The 15,355-nt window shown below is 37.8% G+C and carries 19 protein-coding genes; 13 read left to right on the top strand and 6 right to left on the bottom strand.

What is annotated here, in order from left to right; all coding sequences use genetic code 11:
- Positions 1-58: 58 nt before the first annotated feature.
- Positions 59-841 (bottom strand): SDR family NAD(P)-dependent oxidoreductase, encoded by a 783-nt coding sequence (locus ACOWPH_RS10670; RefSeq protein WP_015215364.1) that lies wholly within the window; start codon positions 839-841, stop codon positions 59-61.
- Between the two features lie 283 nt (positions 842-1,124).
- Between ACOWPH_RS10670 and ACOWPH_RS10665 the strand changes: the two genes are divergently transcribed.
- The 3 genes from ACOWPH_RS10665 to ACOWPH_RS10655 all read left to right on the top strand — a co-directional run bounded on the left by ACOWPH_RS10665 (position 1,125) and on the right by ACOWPH_RS10655 (position 4,162).
- Entirely contained in the window at positions 1,125-2,387 is a 1,263-nt protein-coding gene (locus ACOWPH_RS10665) for a hypothetical protein (RefSeq protein ID WP_015215363.1), read from the top strand.
- 148 nt (positions 2,388-2,535) lie between these two features.
- Positions 2,536-3,216, top strand: coding sequence for a hypothetical protein (locus ACOWPH_RS10660; RefSeq protein WP_015215362.1), 681 nt, complete (start codon positions 2,536-2,538; stop codon positions 3,214-3,216).
- A 133-nt stretch (positions 3,217-3,349) separates the two neighbouring features.
- Complete coding sequence (locus ACOWPH_RS10655; RefSeq protein WP_015215361.1) at positions 3,350-4,162, top strand: Uma2 family endonuclease; 813 nt, start codon at positions 3,350-3,352, stop codon at positions 4,160-4,162.
- 24 nt (positions 4,163-4,186) lie between these two features.
- Here the strand turns inward: ACOWPH_RS10655 and ACOWPH_RS10650 are convergent, their stop codons facing one another.
- The 3 genes from ACOWPH_RS10650 to ACOWPH_RS10640 all read right to left on the bottom strand — a co-directional run bounded on the left by ACOWPH_RS10650 (position 4,187) and on the right by ACOWPH_RS10640 (position 5,107).
- The gene (locus ACOWPH_RS10650) at positions 4,187-4,393 is read right to left on the bottom strand and encodes a hypothetical protein (RefSeq protein ID WP_015215360.1); all 207 of its coding nucleotides are present in this window, start codon (positions 4,391-4,393) and stop codon (positions 4,187-4,189) included.
- Between the two features lie 4 nt (positions 4,394-4,397).
- Complete coding sequence (locus ACOWPH_RS10645; protein WP_015215359.1) at positions 4,398-4,775, bottom strand: GIY-YIG nuclease family protein; 378 nt, start codon at positions 4,773-4,775, stop codon at positions 4,398-4,400.
- 113 nt (positions 4,776-4,888) lie between these two features.
- A complete protein-coding gene (locus ACOWPH_RS10640) occupies positions 4,889-5,107 on the bottom strand; it encodes a heavy-metal-associated domain-containing protein (protein ID WP_015215358.1) in 219 nt (72 codons plus the stop codon).
- Between the two features lie 380 nt (positions 5,108-5,487).
- Here ACOWPH_RS10640 and alaS point away from each other — a divergent pair, with 380 nt between their 5' ends.
- From alaS to ACOWPH_RS10620, 4 genes are all read left to right on the top strand, one after another.
- Positions 5,488-8,130, top strand: coding sequence for an alanine--tRNA ligase (gene alaS / locus ACOWPH_RS10635; RefSeq protein WP_015215357.1), 2,643 nt, complete (start codon positions 5,488-5,490; stop codon positions 8,128-8,130).
- Positions 8,131-8,229: 99 nt separating this feature from the next.
- Complete coding sequence (locus tag ACOWPH_RS10630; protein WP_015215356.1) at positions 8,230-9,351, top strand: hypothetical protein; 1,122 nt, start codon at positions 8,230-8,232, stop codon at positions 9,349-9,351.
- A gap of 4 nt (positions 9,352-9,355) precedes the next feature.
- Positions 9,356-9,724, top strand: coding sequence for a hypothetical protein (locus ACOWPH_RS10625; protein WP_015215355.1), 369 nt, complete (start codon positions 9,356-9,358; stop codon positions 9,722-9,724).
- 7 nt (positions 9,725-9,731) lie between these two features.
- A complete protein-coding gene (locus ACOWPH_RS10620) occupies positions 9,732-10,493 on the top strand; it encodes a hypothetical protein (RefSeq protein ID WP_015215354.1) in 762 nt (253 codons plus the stop codon).
- A 34-nt stretch (positions 10,494-10,527) separates the two neighbouring features.
- Here ACOWPH_RS10620 and ACOWPH_RS10615 read toward each other — a convergent pair whose 3' ends face one another.
- Positions 10,528-10,713 (bottom strand): DUF2281 domain-containing protein, encoded by a 186-nt coding sequence (locus tag ACOWPH_RS10615; RefSeq protein ID WP_015215353.1) that lies wholly within the window; start codon positions 10,711-10,713, stop codon positions 10,528-10,530.
- 61 nt (positions 10,714-10,774) lie between these two features.
- Positions 10,775-11,065 carry a type II toxin-antitoxin system HicB family antitoxin gene (locus tag ACOWPH_RS10610; RefSeq protein ID WP_311381471.1) on the bottom strand — a complete coding sequence of 97 codons (291 nt, stop codon included), beginning with the start codon at positions 11,063-11,065 and terminating at the stop codon, positions 10,775-10,777.
- A gap of 32 nt (positions 11,066-11,097) precedes the next feature.
- Between ACOWPH_RS10610 and ACOWPH_RS10605 the strand changes: the two genes are divergently transcribed.
- The 6 genes from ACOWPH_RS10605 (at position 11,098) to ACOWPH_RS10580 (ending at position 15,296) form a co-directional block, all read left to right on the top strand.
- On the top strand, positions 11,098-11,682 hold the full coding sequence (locus ACOWPH_RS10605) for a Uma2 family endonuclease (protein ID WP_015215351.1): 585 nt from the start codon (positions 11,098-11,100) through the stop codon (positions 11,680-11,682).
- Between the two features lie 87 nt (positions 11,683-11,769).
- Positions 11,770-12,030, top strand: a complete 261-nt coding sequence (locus tag ACOWPH_RS10600) for a hypothetical protein (protein WP_015215350.1) — start codon at positions 11,770-11,772, stop codon at positions 12,028-12,030.
- A 99-nt stretch (positions 12,031-12,129) separates the two neighbouring features.
- Positions 12,130-12,507 (top strand): VanZ family protein, encoded by a 378-nt coding sequence (locus ACOWPH_RS10595; RefSeq protein ID WP_015215349.1) that lies wholly within the window; start codon positions 12,130-12,132, stop codon positions 12,505-12,507.
- Entirely contained in the window at positions 12,504-13,214 is a 711-nt protein-coding gene (locus ACOWPH_RS10590) for a class I SAM-dependent methyltransferase (RefSeq protein ID WP_015215348.1), read from the top strand. Before ACOWPH_RS10595 ends, ACOWPH_RS10590 begins: the two co-directional genes overlap by 4 nt.
- A 240-nt stretch (positions 13,215-13,454) precedes the next feature.
- Positions 13,455-14,744, top strand: a complete 1,290-nt coding sequence (locus ACOWPH_RS10585) for a glucose-1-phosphate adenylyltransferase (RefSeq protein ID WP_015215347.1) — start codon at positions 13,455-13,457, stop codon at positions 14,742-14,744.
- A gap of 87 nt (positions 14,745-14,831) precedes the next feature.
- The gene (locus tag ACOWPH_RS10580) at positions 14,832-15,296 is read left to right on the top strand and encodes an AAA family ATPase (protein WP_015215346.1); all 465 of its coding nucleotides are present in this window, start codon (positions 14,832-14,834) and stop codon (positions 15,294-15,296) included.
- Positions 15,297-15,355 lie beyond the last annotated feature (59 nt).

Here is a 15,355-nt window from a genome sequence, read left to right as displayed (position 1 = left end):
GTAATGGGTAATGGGTAATGGGTAATGGGTAAGAATTTTTCCAATTACGAATTACGAATTACGAATTATTCTTAAACTGTCTTGCGATCGCACTTACCAATGATTCCCTTGGTAAAAATCTGTGCATATTGACAATTAATTGATTTGCCAAACCACCGCTAACCACTGTCGAATCGCCTTTTTCTAAAGCTTTTAAAGCATCACGCACAACTTCTTCAGGAGTGGCTATTTTATTGTTTGAACCTGCCAACGTTGAAGGAAAACGAGCTTCTGTGAAAAAGTCTGTTTCTGTTGGCCCTGGACAAACTACCAAGACATGGACACCATAATCACGATTTTCTGCCCACAATGCTTCACTAAAACTGAGAACAAAAGCCTTAGTTGCCGCATAAACAGAAAGATAAGGCATTGGTTGAAATCCGGCAATTGAGGAAACATTAATTATGCTACCAGAACGCCTTTGCCGCATTAAAGGTAGAAATTTGTGGGTTAAATCTACTAATGCTATAATATTCAATTGAATCATATTTAATTGCCGTTCTCCTTCCCGTTCGGCAAAATCGCCATAATCGCCAAAACCAGCATTATTAACTAACAAATCAATTGTTAATCCCTTAGTTTTTATGGCATCAAATACATCATTAGTGGCATTAGGTTCTGTCAGGTCTTTAGCTATAACTTCTACCTGTATTTGGTGTTTCTGTTGCAATTGTGTAGCTATTTGGGTCAGTTTTTCTACGGAACGGGCAACGAGAACAAGATTGGTTTTGCGTGCGGCTAATTCTTCTGCAAAAGCTTTGCCAATTCCGCCAGATGCACCAGTAATTAAAGCTGTTGACATTTTAGATATTGTCTGATTTATTCGACATCTTATTTATAGTAGCAACTCTTTTTCATACTTGTTGTGAACAACAAAGGTTGATTTGAGAATCTATGGCAAGGATTCAGGATACAGAATAGAGAATTTAGAAGAAATAAGACTTTGAGTATTATGCTTGTGTGAAAATCTCGAATCTGTTAATTCCTGATTTGACAATTCTCCTGACTCCTAAATTCTTACAATCTATGTATTATTTTCAGCCACAGATGGGAATACTAGGTTTAGTAGAGATTGGGTATGATTTATGTTGGGTAAAATCAAATTTGTGGCTGTTCTCATCGCAGGTACAGCAGGGGTTTTGTGGGTTGTGAACTTGCCATACCCAATGATTCGCAAACCGGTGGCACAGGTAGCACCCTTGCTGCTGTTACCTAGCTTTATGAGTATGGATCATCACTATCGAGGTGCAATTGATTCTCTGGAACAAGCAGATCAGTTAATTAGTCGAGCCACTAGCACTGCGGATATTGAACTAGGTGGGGAAAAGGTCAAAGCTGCAAAAAAGCACTTAGAGAATTTGCCAGTATGGTTTTTGGGTTACTATCCTCAGCGTTATTGTAGCCTGTTCAGTTGTAGTTGGCAGTTTACTTTTGATGAATTTGAACAAGCACGACAACGAATAGCGCGATTAGATGCGGTGGTTTTCCAAGACAAAAATGCTTTGATTCCTTTGAATGATGCAAGAAAAGCTTTATCAGATGCAAAACAGCAATATGAACAAGCTACAACTACAAAAGATAGAGAGAAAGCTATAGCTTCTTGGCAAACAGCTATAGATCAATTAGAGGAAATTTCTCGACAAACTCTAGCAGGTAAAACGGCACAAACTCAACTTATAGCCTACAAACGCGATTTTCAAAATGCGCGGGTTGGTAATTTTATTGCTGCTGCTCAAGAATTTGATTTAGAAGCGCAAAAAATACAACCAACAAAATCTCAAACTGCATCAGAATTATGGTTACAAGCAATTAACCGACTCGAACAAGTTCCTAATGATAATCCCCGCTATTTAGATGCACAAAAATTAATTGCTGCATATCAAGTTAAACAAAAAACGGTGAGTGATACGAGTAGTGGGACATATATTGAAGGGGCAAAGCAGTTTGCTTTAGCGGCTGCTAAAGCGTCCCAAAATCCTCCCCATTCTGCGCTTGAGTGGCAACAAATTGGTAATTTATGGGAAAAAGCAATTAACCTATTAGATAATATTAGAGTCCAAGAACCAAACTATGTGGAAGCACAAAAATTATTAGCACAGTATCAAACTAACTTGGGAATTATTAAAAGTCGTCTTCAATCTGAAAGCGAGTCAAAAGAGATTCTCAATCAAGCTAATAGCGAAATTCAACGTTTGATTGCTTCCCCACCAACTGATAAGAATGTCATGAAAGCCGAAATCCAGGGAATTATAACTCGTTTAAATACTATTAAAACAGGAACAACTTCTTACACGGAATCACAGCGATTATTGACATTAGCAAATAAAAAACTTCAGCAAACACAGTAATTTATGGTGCTGATCTGATAATTGCTTTTTGTAAATAAGGGTGATCATGAAGTGTGCATAAGCTTTATACTAGAAAAAGTAGTATTAGCATTTGCTGTCAATAAACACTTCATAATAAATAAATTAAACCGTACTTTAAATAAATTCCATGAGTCAAACTGCGATCAATTTAACTGCAATATCTGTCTTTCTCATTACTCTCTCAACTTTGTTAGGTCCATTAATACATCTCTCACCAACCATACCAGCTTTAGTAACTGTGGCGTTTTTAGGTATTGCGACTTTGGATAATTTCAGCTTTCAGGGGAAGGGAGGGACGGTAGTATTAGATTGGTTAGCGCGATTTTCTCTAGAGTATAGAGAACGCATTTTACATCACGAAGCAGGTCATTTTATCGTCGCTTACCTGTTGGGGATTCCTGTCACTGGCTACACTCTCAGCGCGTGGGAAGCTTGGAAAATAGGACAACCGGGACAAGGTGGGGTGATTTTGGAAGATAGCGAAATTGCCAAACAATTGGAAAAAGGGAAAATTACAGTCTCAATGGTAGAACGCTATTGTAATATTTGGATGGCAGGAATTGCTGCGGAAATGTTGGTTTTTAAATCTGCTGAGGGTGGTGGTGATGATAAAGCAAAGTTAAATCAATTTTTAGCAGCTTTGGGTTTTGAAGAGAATGTTTTTGATCAGAAACAACGTTTTTATTTGCTGCAAGCTAAAAATTTGATTCAGGAAAATTGGGAGAATTATCAAAATTTAGTGGAAGCAATGAGAAAAGGGGTCAATGTTGAAGAATGTAAAAAGGTAATTGGTGAAATGAGTATATAATCGAGTGGTCAGATTCCCGACTTCTTTTGATATCATGTAAATAAATTGTGAATTGAACTCAGAAGTCAGGGATCTTGTTATTCATGAATGATTTAGGGTTACTATAGAATTTATCTATTGAGGACAGGGAAAAATGTATCAAACAGATCCGCCACTTTCCCCGAAAGAAACATTACCCACAATGTATGATCTACCCAGTGAAGATCCAGAGGAGAAAGGTTTGCCAGATCAATTTCATTTATTGCAACCACAATTATTATCAGAAACATTTACTCCTGCTAATTATAAGACTGAGGAAATATTTACAGCCAGTGACATGAATCTATATTATGATTCTCGTCATACATTGTGGTATAAACGTCCTGATTGGTTTGCGGTTTTGGGTGTACCTTATTTGTATGGTGATCAGCAAGATTTAAGATTAAGTTATGTAGTTTGGCAAGAAGGAGTTAATCCTTATATTGTGGTAGAATTATTATCACCAGGAACAGAAAAAGAAGATTTAGGTCAAACATTGCGAGATGTGGAAAAACCACCTGGTAAATGGGAAATTTATGAGCAGATTTTAAGAGTACCTTATTACGCAATTTTTGATCGTTATCAATCTGAATTTAGAATGTTTCGATTAAATGGCGATCGCTATACTGAAGCAACTTTATCAAATTCCAGGTTCTGGATACCCAGTATAGAATTAGGTTTAGGAGTTTGGCAAGGTAGTTATAAAAATGTAAATATGCCTTGGTTACGTTGGTATGATAAAGATGGGAATTGGGTGTTAACTCCCACAGAACAGGAAAGGCAACGTGCAGAACAGGAGAGACAACGCGCAGATCAAGAAGGACAACGTGCAGATCAAGAAAGACAACGTGCAGATCAAGAAAGACAAAAAACAGAAAGATTAATTGCACAATTGCGATCGCTTGGTCTTGAACCTGATTTAGATTAGACTGATTTTTTAATTTATTATCTGCTATTGTCCTCTTCCTGGTTTACAATCTGCAAAACCTAATGCTTCTGTGTCGAGGAAACTTGCTATGGCCATTTCAATAACAGCTTCAACCGGATACTCTATTTCAGTTGCACGGGCAATTAAAGCTGCTCTAATTTTTTCCGGTAATCGTTCTAAAATGATGGCAGCATCAGAAGCGGAAAGTTGTTCCAACAGTTCTACTTGCATAACTTTACTGCTCGGTTGGTATCTGAACGTTGTAAGGAGGTTCTGTCGCTCTCAGAATAATAGCTTCTAACTCCAATAATAGCCCAGGATTTTCCCAATGAGAAATTGGTTTTATTGCAATACGCACCTCTTCATCTGTATATTTATCGAGCCATGCCCACAAAAAAGCTTTGTGACCTCCACTGAATCGACTTCGCAGATTTTGGGTTTTACCGATATAAAGTAATCCATCGGTTTTGTGTCTAATTGCGTAAATTCCAGGACGAGGAGGAATTTTATCAAACTTGCGGTTCAAGGGTTGACATTGCTCAAAGGGAGTGAAAGCGATTGTATCTAGAATTACTTGAGCCTGGTTTTTTAGATCAGATTCTTTTGCCGCCATGAAAAAAAGGAAGCGGATTGCAGAGCAATCATCTCACAAATCTGGTTTTCAACTCTGCTGAGTGTGGATTCTTCACAAATCCCCCTGATTCTAACTGTGGGGAATTTTCAAGACTATGAATAACCTTCAATGTGATATCCAGCTGCAACTATTACCTGTTTGATTGACTCTTCAGAAGCGATAGATTCAGAAGCTGTGGGTTCAACAGTAACAGTTTTAGCCTGGACATCAACATCAACTTTGGCATCAGGCATCATCGTGTGGATAGATTCAGTAATAGTTTTTGCACATTTATCACCTGCAAGATTCGATACTTTCATTTTCAGAGCCATACATGACCTTTTTTTAATATAATCCTTCACTGATAAGTATCATTTATTTAAGCAAGTTTAATCATCCTACTAGAGTTATATTAATTCCATGGAAGGTATCAGCTATTGGAAATAGGTAGCTTTTGTGAACAAAGACCTCTCTAAACGCTGAAGCAGTTGCTTTTGAGATACTTTCCTAAATATTTTTGCCGAACTAAGATGCTTTTATTGGCAAGCAATTGAAACAAAATGCAAAAATAGAATAATGCTGCTTTTGCAAATATAGCGGTTTCTGATTAACCTAACTTGCTTTGTGTAATAGAGAATGTAGAGACTTGTAGAATATAGGTCTTTGGCCTGTGTAACTGTTCCTTTGATTAAAACTATTTTTGTAATTACTCATGTCTTCAACTCCCCAGTATCTTAGCGGTAACGATATTCGCGCTTTATTCCTTGACTTCTACACCCAACGGGGACACCAACCGCTTCCGAGTGCTTCCCTGGTTCCAGAAGATCCTACTGTGCTGCTGACTATTGCGGGGATGTTACCGTTTAAACCGATATTCCTGGGACAGCGGACACCGGAATTTAAACGCGCTACGACTTCTCAGAAATGTATCCGTACCAATGATATCGAAAATGTGGGACGGACTAAGCGCCATCATACATTTTTTGAGATGTTGGGAAATTTTAGCTTTGGTGATTATTTTAAAGCACAAGCGATCGCATGGGGTTGGGAAATATCAACTCAAGTTTTTGGGATTTCTCCTCAAAATCTCGTTGTCAGCGTGTTTGAGGAAGACGACGAAGCATTTGCAATTTGGCGCGATAATATTGGTGTAAATGAAAAACGCATCAAGCGCATGGGTGCAGATGATAACTTTTGGGTATCTGGCCCCACCGGTCCCTGTGGCCCTTGTTCGGAAATTTATTACGATTTTCACCCAGAATTAGGTGACGATAACATTGATTTGGAAGATGATACCCGATTTATCGAGTTTTATAACTTGGTATTCATGCAATATAATCGGGATGTTTCGGGAAATTTAACCCCGTTGCAAAATAAAAACATTGACACAGGAATGGGTTTGGAAAGAATGGCGCAAATCCTGCAAAAGAAGCCGAATAATTATGAAACAGATTTGATTTTCCCGATTATTGAAACTGCGGCAAAAATTGCCAAGATTGATTATCATCAAAGTGATGAAAATACCAAGATTTCTTTAAAAGTAATTGGTGATCATGTCCGTTCTGTTGTTCACATGATTGCTGATGAAATTCGCGCTTCTAATGTTGGTAGAGGTTACGTTTTACGGCGTTTGATTCGTCGCGTCGTTAGACATGGGAGATTAATTGGTATTTCTGGAGAATTTATTAACCAAGTTGCAGAAACAGCAATTTCTCTTTCTGAATCAGTTTACCCAAATTTGCGAAAAAGGGAAGCTCCTATTAAAGCCGAATTACAACGGGAAGAAGTAAATTTCTTGAAAACTTTAGATAGAGGAGAAAAGCTGTTAGCTGAAATTATCGAAACTGTAAAACAGCAAGGACAAAAATCTATTACTGGTGAAAGTGCGTTTACTCTTTATGATACCTACGGTTTCCCATTAGAATTAACCCAAGAAGTCGCAGAGGAAAATAATCTGACTGTTGACGTTGAAGGTTTCAATGCAGAAATGCAAAAACAGATAGAACGCGCAAAAGCTGCACACGAAACCATTGATTTAACTGTTCAAGGTTCTTTAGATAAACTTGCAGAACATATCCACTCGACAGATTTTATCGGTTATACCGCAACGGCAACAACAGCTAAAATCGAAGTTTTATTAGTTTCAGGTGTTTCTGAGGAAGCAGCAGAAGCAGGAACAGAAGTACAAATTGTTCTTGATAAAACTCCTTTTTATGCTGAATCAGGTGGACAAATCGGCGATAAGGGATATATTTCTGGTGATGGAATTTTAATCAGAATAGAAGATGTGAAAAAAGAATCTGATTTCTTTATTCATTTCGGACGCATTGAACGGGGAACAATTAGAATTGGTGATCATGTTACCGCCCAAATTGACACCGCTTGTCGTCGTCGCGCTCAAGCTAATCATACAGCAACTCATTTATTACAAGCTGCACTAAAAAAAGTTGTTGATGAAGGAATTTCTCAAGCTGGTTCTTTAGTTTCTTTTGATAGATTGCGGTTTGATTTTAACTGTCCTCGCGCTTTAACTGCTGAAGAAGTTCAACAAATAGAAGAATTAGTAAATACTTGGATTTCGGAAGCTCATGCTGCTAAAGTAGAAGTACTACCTATAGCAGAAGCAAAAGCTAAAGGTGCAGTAGCGATGTTTGGGGAAAAGTACGGTGATGATGTACGCGTGATTGACTTCCCTGGTGTGTCAATGGAACTGTGCGGGGGAACTCACGTTAGCAACACTGCGGAAATTGGCGTTTTCAAGATTATTTCGGAAGCGGGAGTTGCTTCTGGAGTGAGAAGAATAGAAGCTGTTTCTGGTGCAGCGATATTGGATTATTTGAACGTGCGTGATAAAGTGGTTAAAGATTTGAGCGATCGCTTTAAAGTCAAACCAGAAGAAATACCAGACAGAATTACAACTCTGCAAACTGAACTCCGCAACAGCGAAAAACAAATCGAAAGCCTGAAAGCACAGATAGCCATAGTCAAATCTGACAGCTTATTACAGACTGCGGAAACAGTAGGTGAACATAAAATCATTATCGCCCAAATGGAAGACGTGGACGCAGAATCATTAAAAGCTGCTGCGGAAAGATTATTGCAGAAAATCGGTAACGGTGCGGTGGTTTTAGGTTCAGTTCCCGAAGCTGGGAAAGTGAGTATAGTTGCAGCTTTCAGCCTCGAAGTGAATAAGAAAAGTGTACAAGCTGGGAAATTTGTCGGAACTATAGCAAAAATCTGTGGTGGTGGTGGTGGTGGAAAACCCAATTTAGCCCAAGCTGGGGGACGTGACGCAACCAAATTACCAGAAGCTTTAGAAACAGCAAAAAATGATTTGTTAGCAGCGTTAAAATAGGAGTTTGTGGGGTAGGTATATTGCCTACCCTATATTTTGCTATGCTATTTTTTTAACCCCATTTCCAGTGCATCAACGCGATATCCTAGCCAATATTTTATGAGTATTAATGCTTTTGTTGATAATGGGTATACCCCTGGTAAAGACTTTTGTGAGAAATTTCTGTCAAGTACGGAGTTTACTGTTGAAACTCTCCGACTCATTTTATCAGGGACTAGTAATTTGAAAAAGGATAATGTAGCTATACACATAGCCGATGCACTAGAAAAAGGTAAGCTTACTCCAGAACAAATATTACTCCCTTATGTAAAACAATCAAGAACATGGTTGAGTTTAAAATCAGGTTCATGCACTATTACTCCAAATCTGAATTCCGCTAAATCGCTGTTAACTGAATTTGGGAAAGAGGGTTGGTACGGACCAATTGAGGAAGCTGGTCAACACAAGAAGAAATGGTATATCCGAATTTATAGAATTGTTGATTATGTTAGAAGAGGAAGTGGAAGTGCTAGTAAACTAGATGAGCGTTATATTCGCTGGTCTGTAATTGCCGAGGTAGCTAAAGATTACGTAGCTTTATCATGGAACGGATTTACTTATAGTTCAACTACAGATGAACAAATAGAGCAACGCACTCAATTCCCTTTCTGGAATCATATTCCTACATTTATTGATGAATTAGCAAGTCATTGTAACGCTGACTGGAAAGCGCGTAATCTTCATCAACTTGTTTTGCATGATATGTGGGAAAAATATCTTAATAAATCAATAGATGGTATTGTCTACAAATGGAAACACTTACGTATTAGAGCCGAAGCTTCAGGACTGGCTATAAATGCTCATAGTGCAGGAGTTGAGGAAATTGATGTGAGAGGATTACAAGCCTTGTCAGAAAAATTAGCTCATTCAGTTTTAAATAAACTCGGTTTAGTAGGTGATCCAGAAAAGATGGGTAATGCTGAAGATGCAATTTTGTTAACCTTGATTAAAGAGTGGGGTACTAAATCCTATGAATTTCAGTTGGATAGAGAACTAACACCAAGCGAAATAGAGGCAAAAACGTTAAAAAAAGTTACAAGAAAACCTCTCATTAAAACACACTGCTATTTTGGACTTAAACCAGATTCCAAAACCCAAGACTCTTTTCCACATCTAAAATGCTATGGTGGTAGTACCTCTGTTCTTGAGTTTCTACTAAAAGAACTTCAACTTCAAGGCTAAAGCCATGATTAGTTTTATCCACAAGGGTCATTTGGACTTCTTATCTGAAAATCAGAAGGCTGAACTGAGTAAGCATTTTATGTCGGCATCAACCAATGGTGTGATGCCACATCAACTTGCTGTGCAGTTGGGTATAAAACGCTCTGATGCTCTTGCAGTCTTAACGATTCTTGAAAATGAGGGACTCTGTGAAATGAAATTACTTATATATCATAATTGTGAACCAGATGTACCCGCTGGTGCGATTCCATTTGGTCAAGGCTTTCCTAACTTGCCGTGGTTTTGCCCACTTTGTGAAAAGAGTGTACATGATTATAATGAGTTATCTTATGATTTCATGGCACATTTTGTGAAACAACGTGAACTTGTTTAATTAAGCTATGAGTATTTCAGATGATGAAATTGTTAAAGATTATTTTGAAGCCTATGAAAAGTTAAAGGAACGGGGAATTAAATTAACCTCTTATTTATATAAAGCGGACATAAGAATTTCTGAATATTTAGATAAACTTAATGAGCTTTCGCAAAAAGAAAAATTGACAAAGCAAGAAATACAACAAGCTGGTAAGCTACTAGAGCAGATAGTAGTGCTAGTTTTTAAAGGTCTAAAAGGTGTTCAATCAATTAAGAGTTTTCAGTCAGCAGGACCTCAGTATGATTTGTTAGTTAGTGGTCATGATTTTGAATGGCAAGAAGTCTCCGATGCTCTATATCTTAAGAGAAATCAGAGAGATATAGTAATTGAAGCTAAAGCTACAAAAGCTCCTTTACCACATAAACAATTTGCTCGATTATGTAGCATAATGGAGGATAATTTGATATATGCAGGTCTGGGAATTTTTGTTACATTAAACGGGGCAACAGGTTTTCCTAAACGAAATAGTAAAGAAAGGCAAAGAAAAGTAAGTGATTGTAGACTTCAGCAAATAATTTTTCATGCTAGAACAAATAAAATAATCATTGTTTTGGACAAGGAAGATTTATTTGAATTATCAAAAAATGGAACTTTAATTGAACTATTAATTAGAAAAATAAAAGATTTATCTGAGTTAAGTGGTCTTCCTACTGCTTCCGTCGAAAATTGGCAGGAAGATGTAGATTTACCACCACATTTACAAAGTCTTTATGAATCTAATAGTTAACAATATATTACAATATCACCTTTTATAAATTCTGTCATGCTAAGTATTCCTCTGGTTTTAACCAATCCTGTGCCAGCGAATATTCACTCATAATCGTAATTTCTAACATCTCTTTTTGTTGTTGTTTAGTTTGTAAAAACTGCACAAAATCTAAAACCTCTTGTAACACTGGTTCAGGTAGTTTTTCTAATTCTTGCGTAATTTGTTCTTTAATTGTCATTGTATTTTTACCATTTTCTAACTGTCAATAAATATCATATCAAATTCAACAGTAATTATAATTATACATTCACAGAAACTTTACCAACAATTGTAGAAGGTTTGGGTATAGGTTTTCCATCTTCTTTCAATACTTCCAAATACAATTCTATAGCTTCTTTAATATTTTCCTGTACTTCTGCTAAAGTATCCCCAATGCTGACACAACCTGGTAAGTCAGGAACATAAGCACCCCAATTTGTCTCACCACGTTCGTAAATAACTGCATATTCAATCAGTTGATTTTCCATTTTATCCATCCGTTCTTCATTACTCCTATTTTTAATTTTGTGAATACATAGAAAATAACGCATTATAATTGTAACAGAGTTAAGAGATAAAAATTATGACTCTTGCACAAGAAACACGCTACTATTCACCTGAAGAATACCTAGAACTAGAGGTAAACTCAGAAATACGTCACGAATATATCAATGGATTAATTATACCAATGACAGGTGGAACACCAAATCATAACCAGCTTGCGGGCAATTTCTATGCTGTGCTAAACTTTGCTCTCAAACGACAACCTTATCAAGTCTTTGTTACAGATCAACGTCTTTGGATTCCTGACAAAAAAATTCACACTTATCCTGATGTTATGGTCGTGAAAAATCCCTTAATTTATGAAGAAGGAAGAAAAGACACTTTAGTAAATCCTGCGATGATTGCAGAAGTATTATCCAAATATACCAGAAGCAAAGATAGAGATGAAAAATTCGCAGCTTATCGCGCAATTACTACTGTACAAGAATATATTTTAATTGATCAATACACAATGCACGTTGAGCAATATTTTAGAACAGATAATAACAAATGGATATTTTCCGAAATTACAGATGCAGATAAAAATTTAAATTTAGCTTCCATTCCCTGCCAAATCACTCTTGCAGATATTTATGATAAAGTTGAATTTAATACAGAAGAATAAAAAACTCCCAACTGAATCTTCCTCTTTGCGTCTTTGCGCCTTTGCGTGAGACTATAATAATTCAAACTACCAAAGGAGTCAATAAAAATGAGTCGCATTAATCCTTACACATTACAGTTACAAATTACCCGAATGTTTGAACAAGGGCAATCATTCTTTGCTATCACCAAAGTACAAGAATGGTTGCAAGAACGCCAACACAACCCAGCAGACTACGAGATTATTTTCCACAAAAAACCCGCACCTCCTGGTTCTAAAGAAGTGATGGTCATAGAAATAGAACTAAAACGCAAAGATGGACAACCTGTAGATCCTTGGTTACAAGAACAAGCCAATTTACACGCTTAGTTAACAGCTAGATTAAAATTCCCAATATCCAAGTTTGCAATTTGCGGAATGTGTGCTGATATCTCTGTATTCAGCAAAACACCATTCAAAAGCATATAAATGACAACTCATCAACGTTGGGTTTTTGCGTTTTGGGTTTATTTGGGAATTTTACTTTCTATCTTTATCTCAGCTTACCTCCGCATTATGCCTACGGAACTAGCAATATTTGCCCATTACGACACGATTATGCATTTTCTTTTATTAGGAATGGCAGCTTATCTCGGTCATCAAGCATTAAATCAACGTAAGTTTAAAATATTTAATATTCCTTTACCTCTTGCACCGTTCATAGTCTTATTAGTTTCTATAATTGATGAGATAGTACAATCTTTTGTGCCTTATCGCAGTGCTGATATTACCGATTTAGCTGCTGATATTTTGGGTATTATTGTATTTACTTGGTTAGCAGAAAAGTTTCCCAAATTACTAACATGAATAATATCAATCTTTGGACAACATCAGAACACGCTTTACGCTATTTAGAAAAAGCAGATAAAATACCCCACCGCACTGAAGGGGAAGCTGTTTTGTTAGCACAGGTTCCTCAAAATATTAAACGCATACTTGACTTAGGAACTGGAGACGGACGCTTATTAGCGTTACTCAAAATTGACCGTCCCCAGATGAACAGCATAGCAATTGACTTTTCTCCTACTATGCTAGAAGCAGTCAAACGAAGGTTTTTTGAAGATAAAACTGTACAAGTCATCAGCCATGATTTAAATGAACCTTTACCAGATTTAGGTTTATTTGATGCAATTGTTTCTAGTTTTGCTATTCATCATCTTATCCATGAACGCAAACTTTCTTTGTATGCAGAAATTTTCCAACGTCTGGAACCAGGTGGTATTTTCTGTAACTTAGAACACGTAGCGTCGTCAACACCCACGGTACACGAGAAGTTTTTAGAAGCACTCGGTAGCGAAACAGAAAACGATGACCCCTCAAATAAACTTTTAGATGTGGAAACACAACTGATTTGGTTACGAAAGATTGGTTTTACAGATGTTGACTGTTACTGGAAGTGGCTAGAATTAGCTCTATTGATAGGGGTAAAAGCAAAAGACTCCACACTATCACCCCATCAAATGAATCAAACGCATCAAATGAATCAAACGACTGATGTAGATTCTGCGCTTTAGCAGTATTTTCGTTGATACTCAGCAAAATAGGGCTATTGAAATCCAGGAACATGGATTTTGATGAAGTTTCCTGATTTATTAATACAAATGTTCTAATATTCTCCCTGATTCAGCAACGTTATTCGTTACCAACAGCGTTCTCAAAAATTCCTTCGCAAGATTCTTTGATCCCCCCTTATCAGCTGCCACATACAGTCCTAAACTGTAGATGAGAGTTGAAAGGCAGTTCGGAGAAATTTTGTGAAAAAAGTCTTAGCAATCATTCTTGGTGGGGGTGCGGGTACTCGGCTTTATCCGCTAACCAAACTCCGTGCTAAACCAGCAGTACCAGTTGCTGGTAAGTACCGCTTAATAGATATCCCTGTTAGCAACTGCATCAATTCAGAAATTTTTAAAATCTATGTGTTGACACAATTCAACTCAGCTTCTCTGAATCGTCACATTGCTCGTGCTTACAATTTTAGTGGTTTCAGCGAAGGTTTTGTAGAAGTGCTGGCTGCACAGCAAACACCAGAAAATCCTAACTGGTTCCAAGGTACGGCTGATGCGGTGCGTCAGTACATCTGGATGTTACAGGATTGGGATGTAGAAGAATTTTTGATTCTTTCTGGTGATCATCTGTATCGCATGGATTACCGCCAGTTTATCCAGCGCCACAGAGATACTAATGCGGATATTACACTTTCTGTGATTCCCATTGACGATCGCCGTGCTTCGGATTTTGGTTTGATGAAAATCAACGATGCGGGTAGGGTGATTGACTTTAGTGAAAAACCCAAAGGTGACGATTTAGCCCAAATGCGTGTCGATACGACCGTACTGGGATTGACAAAGGAACAAGCCGAATTACAGCCATATATCGCCTCTATGGGGATTTATGTCTTTAAAAAAGATGTTTTGATCAAGTTATTGAAAGAATCTTTAGAACGGACTGATTTTGGCAAAGAAATTATTCCTGATGCGGCAAAGGATCACAACGTTCAGGCGTATCTATTCGATGACTATTGGGAAGATATTGGAACAATTGAAGCGTTTTATAATGCCAATTTAGCTCTCACTCAGCAACCAATGCCGCCCTTTAGCTTCTATGATGAGGAAGCTCCAATTTACACCCGTGCGCGGTATTTACCTCCTTCAAAGCTGCTAAATTGCCAAATCACCGAATCAATGATTGGTGAAGGTTGCATTTTGAAAAATTGCCGGATTCAGCATTCAGTGTTGGGAGTGCGATCGCGGATTGAATCAGGATGTGTGATTGAAGAATCCCTACTCATGGGTGCAGATTATTACCAGCCCTCTGTAGAACGCCAATGTAGCCTAGAACATGGTGATATCCCTGTAGGCATTGGTACAGATACCATCATTCGCCGTGCCATCATTGATAAAAATGCCCGCATTGGTCACGATGTGAAAATTATCAATAAAGACAATGTGCAGGAAGCCGAACGTGAAAAGCAAGGCTTTTTCATTCGGAGTGGTATTGTAGTTGTCCTCAAAAATGCTGTAATTGCTGACGGTACAATCATTTAGTTAGTGGTGATTGGTAATTGGTGATTGGTAATTGGTAATTGGGTTATTTATCTCCCATACTCTCTTTATCCCTATTCCCTATTCCCAATGACAAAACTCTTCTTGCTGATTGGTCTTCCTGGTAGCGGTAAGTCAACATTAGCAAAACAATTACTGACGCAATGCCCCCAGATGCAGCTAATTTCTACAGATGCCATCCGGGGGCAACTCTTTGGTTCCCAAGCAACTCAGGGGACGTGGCTGTTGATTTGGCGGGAAATAGAACGGCAATTTCAGCAAGCCACAACTGTAGGTATCCCCACTATTTTCGATGCCACCAACGCCCAAAGGAGAAATCGCCGTGAAATCATAGAATTAGCCCGTGATTTGGGCTTTACACACATTACAGGGATATGGGTGAGAACTCCAGTCTGGATGTGTTTAGTACGTAATCAAAAACGCGATCGCCAAGTTCCTGAAGAAATTATTTTGCGAATGCACCGTCAACTCCGGGATGCGCCCCCCAGCTTAGAAGAAGGACTAGATAGGCTGATTTGCTTTCCAGATTGGTGAGAGTACGGGAATCGCGCTGAGACTGTGAGCAACAACCACACTTGATTTTCAATATTATT

Source organism: Anabaena sp. PCC 7938, assembly GCF_049315035.1.
Lineage (GTDB): Bacteria > Cyanobacteriota > Cyanobacteriia > Cyanobacteriales > Nostocaceae > Anabaena > Anabaena cylindrica.
Note: the sequence above shows the minus strand (reverse complement) of the source record. Positions and strands in the feature narration are given on the sequence as shown.